The sequence below is a fragment of the uncultured Corynebacterium sp. genome (assembly GCF_902782855.1).
Taxonomy (GTDB): domain Bacteria; phylum Actinomycetota; class Actinomycetes; order Mycobacteriales; family Mycobacteriaceae; genus Corynebacterium.
In genome coordinates, this window is the sequence record NZ_CACZOO010000266.1 from 1 (window position 1) to 5,865 (window position 5,865).

The following is a 5,865-nucleotide window of genomic DNA, read 5'->3' on the forward strand; positions in this document are numbered from 1 at the left end:
AGGGTGGCGGACGCCGCGCGGCGCAGTGTGCTGCACCGTACCTGGCCGACGCTGTGCGGTGAGCTGGTGGACGTGTACCGGGAGGTGATCGGGCACACCGGTCGGCACAGAGCCTGACACAGGGTCCGGCACAGGGCCTGAGACAGGGCGTGACACAGAGCCCGGCACAGGGTCCGGCACGGCCGGGGGACGACTGCGGACTGACTGCCACTAGAGTGGTCTGACATGTCGCGAGCCAGCCTGGAGAAGGATCCGCACGACGTCGCCCGCATGTTCGACGCCGTCGGTAAGAACTACGACCTCACCAACACCGTCCTGTCCTTCGGGCAGGACCGGTTGTGGCGCAGGCGCACGCGCCGCCGCCTCGGCCTCGGCCCCGGTGACAAGGTCCTCGACCTCGCCGCGGGTACCGCGGTCTCCACGGTGGAGCTCGCCGAGTCCGGCGCCTGGTGTGTCGCCTGCGACTTCTCCCAGGGGATGCTCGCCGCCGGATCCGACCGGGACGTGCCGAAGGTCTGCGGCGACGGTATGGACCTTCCTTTCGCCGACGACACCTTCGACGCGGTGACCATCAGCTTCGGCCTGCGCAACATCGCCGACCCCGCCGCCGGCCTGCGCGAGATGGCCCGGGTCACGAAGCCGGGCGGGAAGCTCACCGTGTGCGAGTTCTCCACCCCGGTCGTCCCGGTGTTCTCGTTCATCTACAAGGAGTACCTCATGCGGGCCCTCCCGGCGGTGGCGAAGGCGGTCTCCTCCAACGCGGAGGCCTACGTCTACCTCGCCGAGTCGATCCGTGCCTGGCCGGACCAGGAGGCGCTGGCGGACATCGTCAACGCCAACGGGTGGGAGGGATGCGGATGGCAGAACCTCACCTTCGGCATCACCGCGCTGCACAGTGCGACGAAGCCGTCGGAGGGTTAGCCTCCCCGCCGGATCACCTGCCGAACAGCGGGCGGGAACCAGGGTGCCAGAACCGGTCGTGCCCGACCGAGAGCTTCCCGGCGGTCAGCCATGCCCGGGCGGTGAGATCCCGGTCCTCGGGGGTGACGAGGTTGCCCATCAGCCGGGTGGCGGCACCCGTCAGCCGCGGGGCCAGCGGCCCGCGGAAACCCAGGGGGCCGATCGCCGAGAGCAGTCCCGGCATCGTCAGGAGGGTGGCGGCGCGCCGGGCGAGTGAGAACGCGTCCCCGTAGTGCCGCCGTAGATGGTCCGGCCAGATGTCCGCGAGACCGCGGGGGGACCGGGCTGCGTCCGGCAGCAGGTCGACGAGATCCTGGGCGGATTCGAGGGCGTAGTCGATCCCCTCGCCGTTGAGCGGGTTGACCAGGGCGGCGGTGTCTCCGACGGCGGCCCAGTTCACCCCGGCGACGCGGGTCACCGCACCACCCATCGGCAGGAGGGCCGAGGCTATGTGGGCGGGTTCGCCGAGGTCCCATTCGTCGCGCACCTGGTCGGCGTAGTGGACGAGCAGTTTCCCCACATTGACCTTCGCCGGACGCTTCGTCGTCGACAGTGCGCCGCAGCCGAGGTTCACGCTGTCATCGCCCAGCGGGAATATCCACCCGTACCCCGGTTGCGCGGTGCCTGTGGCGTCCCGTAGTTCCAGGTGGGAGTGGATCCACGGGTCGTCGCCGCGCGGGGTGGGGCAGTAGGACCGGGCGGCGACACCGTGGACCAGACCCCGCAGCCACTGCACACCGAGTTTCCTGGCGATGCCGCTGCGCACTCCTTCGGCGAGCACGAGTGTGCCGCAGCGCACCGTGCGTTCCTCGCGTCCGCGCCGGAGCAGCACCGACTCGACTGTCCCGGCCGTGGAGGCGCCACGGTGGGTGACGTCCACGGCCTTCCACCCGGTGACGACTCTGGCGCCGGCGGCGACCGCGAAGTCCAGCAGCGCGGCGTCCAACCGGCTGCGCGGTACCGCTGAGCCGCGCGGCGGGAAGGCCCGCAGCTCCGGCCAGGGGGTGCGGACCGAGCCGCCGAAGCCGTGGAGGGCGAGCCCGCGGATCGCGGGCCGTCCCGCCAGTACGCCGGCGGACCCGGTGCGGGGGGAGGGTGCGGCCGGATCGCCGCCCCACAACCGGTGCAGGGCGTGGACCGCCCGCGGGGTGAGCCCGTCCCCGCAGGTCTTGTCGCGGGGGAAGTCCCGCATGTCGACGACAGTGACGTCCATACCACCCAGGGCTGCCGCGGCCGCCGTCGCGGCACCGGCGGGGCCCCCTCCGATGACGAGGACAGGGGAGTCTGAGGGGGGCTCTGGGGAGGACTCTGGGGAGGGCTCTGACGGGGGTTCTGACAGCAGCTCGGAGGTGTTCACAAGGGGCCATTGTGGCACGGGGGAGGTGCGGCGGTATAGGAACCGCGGCGGATGCTGGGATATGGTGGGTTCCCAGTGCTCGACTGTGCCCGACCCTGCGTGGAAGACGCCGGACCCCGCACGGTCGACACGGAGACTGACGGACGACGGACAGAGGCTACGGAATTCATGGCACGCACTAACTCCGGTGAACAGATGGGGTTGGACCTGGGGGACGCCGCCCTCAACGACTTCATCTCCGAGGGGATGACCCGGGTGGAGTCGACTCTGCAGGCGTCCCTGTCGACCGGGGAGAGTTTCCTCACGGACAAGGTGCAGCACCTGGCACTGGCCGGCGGGAAGCGGTTCCGGCCGATGTTCGCCCTGCTGGCATCGCGCTACGGGGATGCCACGGACTCCGCGACGCAGACCGTGGTGGACGCCGCCGTCGTCGTCGAACTGACCCACCTGGCGACGCTCTACCACGACGATGTCATGGACGAGGCCGACCGGCGTCGTGGGTCGGCGAGCGCCAACGCGCGCTGGGACAATTCGGTCGCCATCCTCGCCGGGGACTATATCTTCGCCGTGGCCTCGGCCATCATGGCCGACCTGGGGACGGAGACCGTCCGGCACTTCTCGGAGACCTTCGGCGAGCTCGTCACCGGGCAGATGCGCGAGACCATCGGTTGTCCCGAGGGCGTGGACCCGGTGGAGCACTACATGACCGTCATCCAGGAGAAGACCGGTGTGCTCATCGCCTCCGCCGGGTTCCTCGGGTCGATGCACGGCGGGGCCCCCGTCGAGGAGCGGGACGCCCTGTTCCGTTACGGGCGCCACCTCGGCCAGGTCTTCCAGATCGTCGACGACATCATCGACGTGTGGTCCGATCCGGAGGAGTCCGGGAAGACCCCGGGGACGGACCTTCGCGAGGGGGTGTTCACCCTCCCGGTGCTTTACGCGATGCAGGAGCAGAACCGGGGTGGGGAGCGGCTCCGGGAGATCCTCACCGGGCCGGTGACCGACGACGCCCTCGTCGATGAGGCGCTGACACTGATCCGCGCCTCCGGGGGCCGTGAGCGGTCCCTGGCGGACGTGGAGCGGTACCGCGACCTCGGCGAGACGGAGCTGGCTCTGCTGCCGGAGACCCCGGTCACCGCGGCGCTGCGTCGCCTGATGAACTTCTCGCTCGCGCGGCTCGGCTGAGTGGCGGTGGCCGTACCGGGCCGGACCGGGTGGCGCCCGATGTCGGCACCGCCCCCGGAGATGGCCTGTGACCTGCTGATTTGCGTTGCACCACCGGGTTCGTAGTAACGTATCCGGCGCACCAGAAAGTGCTTGCCAGGTTGTCCGAGCGGCCAAAGGAAGCGGACTGTAAATCCGCCGGCGTAGCCTTCAGAGGTTCGAATCCTCTACCTGGCACTGGTTGAGACACCAGGATGAACCGCCTTCCGGAATTTTCCGGGAGGCGGTTTTCTCTGTCCGGTGGTTTCCGTGGGGGCGGGTTAACGGGGGTTAACGGGGCCCTGCTCCCCGGACTCCCGGTCGACCGGGGCTCCGGGGGAGAGGCGTTCGGGGACGGCGACGGCAACGGCACCGGTAACGGCACCAGGTCGCGGGGAAGGTCGGGAACCTGGTCATGACCTGTTGATTTGGTGCGGTGTGGGGCGACTGGTTATGCTATCCCAGGCTTCAGACGAACGGCGTACGCGTCGCTTGTCGCAGAGCGTGCCCCCTTAGCTCAGTCGGCAGAGCGTTTCCATGGTAAGGAAAAGGTCGACAGTTCGATTCTGTCAGGGGGCTCCAGTCATTTCGCGATGACAGCGGATGACAGTGGCGGTGTAGCTCAGATGGTTAGAGCGCACGACTCATAATCGTGAGGTCCGGAGTTCGATCCTCCGCATCGCTACCAGACACGGGACAGGGCCCGGCACTGACGAGGTGCCGGGCCCTGCGTCGTGCCCGGGGGAGGGTACCGTCTCCCGTGCCGTGTGCGGACGGTATGTGCGGGCGTCATTTGTGGGTGCCCGGATCGAGCTGCTACACTTCCCGAGTGCTCACCGGAACAGCGGTGGATCGCACCATCTAGGGGCGTGGCTCAATTGGCAGAGCAGCGGTCTCCAAAACCGCAGGTTGCAGGTTCAAGTCCTGTCGCCCCTGCACTGATCCCCGGCCCGGGGGCGCCGAATCGAACAATCGGCTACCCTGGGCCGGGGACTACTACGTTGAAGGAGCTTCACACGTGAGCGACGAGAACACCACGAACGACCGGCTGCGTCCGTCCGGCAAGCGTCAGATCGACGGCGCCGAGAAGGGGGCCACCGCGAAGGTGGCCGCCACCCGCGTCACCGATGACGGTGGCCGCCGCACCGCCCGTGGCCCCGTCGCCTACGCCGGTTCCGTCGGCCGCGAGATGAAGAAGGTCATCTGGCCGACCGGCCGGGAAATGGTCTCCTCAACGGTCATCACCATCATCTTCCTGGTGATCATGGTGGCCCTCTGCGCCTCGGTGGACTTCCTCACCCATGAGGGCGTGGAGTTCATCTTCGGCTTCTGACCGTGTTACGATAGCTGCACATCATGACCGCCTCCGCCTTGTCGGCGAGGCGGATTTTTCATGCGGGGCCGGCGCCGGTCGAGGTGATGTCCCCGCCGCCGGTACAGACACCGACCAGACACCGACCAGACACCGACCAGACACAGACCAGACACCGACCAGACACAGACAGAGACTTGGAAAGGATCCACTGATGAGTGAGCAGAATGAGGCGCAGGCCGACAAGCTCAGTGCCGAGGGCCTGGCAGCAGCCGCCCAGGAGGATGTCCAGCAGTCGGTCTCCGACCTTCACGCCCGGGCGGCCGAGGCTGCCGCCGGTACGGACGTCGTCGAGGAGGCCCCCGTCTCCGCCGAGGACGCCGCCCTCGAGGCGTACAAGACCCGCCTGCGCGAGTTCATGCGCGCGCTGAAGAAGCTGCCGGGCAACTGGTACATCATCCAGTGCTACTCGGGCTACGAGAACAAGGTGAAGACCAACCTGGAGATGCGTGCCCAGACTCTCGGTGTGGACCAGCAGATCCACGAGGTCGTCGTTCCGATTGAGGAGGTCACCCAGGTCAAGGACGGTAAGAGGAAGATCGTCAAGCAGAAGCTGCTGCCGGGTTACGTCCTGGTCCGCGTTGAGCTGGATGACCCGTCCTGGTCCGTCATCCGTGACACCCCGGGTGTCACCTCCTTCGTCGGTAACGCCGGCGAGCCGACCCCGGTGAAGGTCCGCGAGGTCGCCAAGTTCCTCCTTCCGCCGGAGACCGCCACCGTCCCGGCGGACGCCGAGGCCGCCGATTCCGCGTCCGGTGTCGACGTTTCCGCCACCGGTGTCGCCATGGCGCCCACCCCGGCCTCCAACCAGGTCGAGGTCGACTACGAGGTCGGCGAGTCCGTCACCGTCCTCTCCGGCCCGTTCGCCTCGGTCTCCGCGACGATCTCCGAGATCGACGCGGCGAACAGCAAGCTCAAGGCCCTGGTCTCCATCTTCGGCCGCGAGACCCCGGTCGAGCTGGAGTTTGACCAG

Annotated in this window: 5 protein-coding genes and 4 tRNA genes; 8 read left to right on the top strand and 1 reads right to left on the bottom strand. The window is 68.3% G+C overall.

From position 1 onward, the window contains the following. Positions 1 to 225 precede the first annotated feature (225 nt). Entirely contained in the window at positions 226 to 921 is a 696-nt protein-coding gene (locus QZV72_RS10815) for a demethylmenaquinone methyltransferase (protein WP_297008380.1), read from the top strand. A gap of 13 nt (positions 922 to 934) precedes the next feature. Here QZV72_RS10815 and QZV72_RS10820 read toward each other — a convergent pair whose 3' ends face one another. Then, positions 935 to 2,299, bottom strand: coding sequence for a geranylgeranyl reductase family protein (locus tag QZV72_RS10820; RefSeq protein ID WP_297008389.1), 1,365 nt, complete (start codon positions 2,297 to 2,299; stop codon positions 935 to 937). Between the two features lie 186 nt (positions 2,300 to 2,485). Between QZV72_RS10820 and QZV72_RS10825 the strand changes: the two genes are divergently transcribed. The 7 genes from QZV72_RS10825 to nusG form a co-directional block, all read left to right on the top strand. Next, on the top strand, positions 2,486 to 3,502 hold the full coding sequence (locus QZV72_RS10825; RefSeq protein WP_297008382.1) for a polyprenyl synthetase family protein: 1,017 nt from the start codon (positions 2,486 to 2,488) through the stop codon (positions 3,500 to 3,502). Between the two features lie 134 nt (positions 3,503 to 3,636). Next, positions 3,637 to 3,718, top strand: a tRNA-Tyr gene (locus QZV72_RS10830). Positions 3,719 to 4,026: 308 nt separating this feature from the next. After that, positions 4,027 to 4,102 (top strand) — tRNA-Thr (locus tag QZV72_RS10835). Between the two features lie 29 nt (positions 4,103 to 4,131). Next, positions 4,132 to 4,208 (top strand) — tRNA-Met (locus QZV72_RS10840). A 175-nt stretch (positions 4,209 to 4,383) separates the two neighbouring features. Continuing rightward, a tRNA-Trp gene (locus QZV72_RS10845) sits at positions 4,384 to 4,456 on the top strand. Between the two features lie 82 nt (positions 4,457 to 4,538). Beyond that, positions 4,539 to 4,853 (top strand): preprotein translocase subunit SecE, encoded by a 315-nt coding sequence (secE, locus tag QZV72_RS10850; protein ID WP_297008384.1) that lies wholly within the window; start codon positions 4,539 to 4,541, stop codon positions 4,851 to 4,853. Between the two features lie 193 nt (positions 4,854 to 5,046). After that, positions 5,047 to 5,865 (top strand): transcription termination/antitermination protein NusG (gene nusG, locus QZV72_RS10855; RefSeq protein WP_297008387.1); only part of this gene is annotated, 819 nt, incomplete at its 3' end.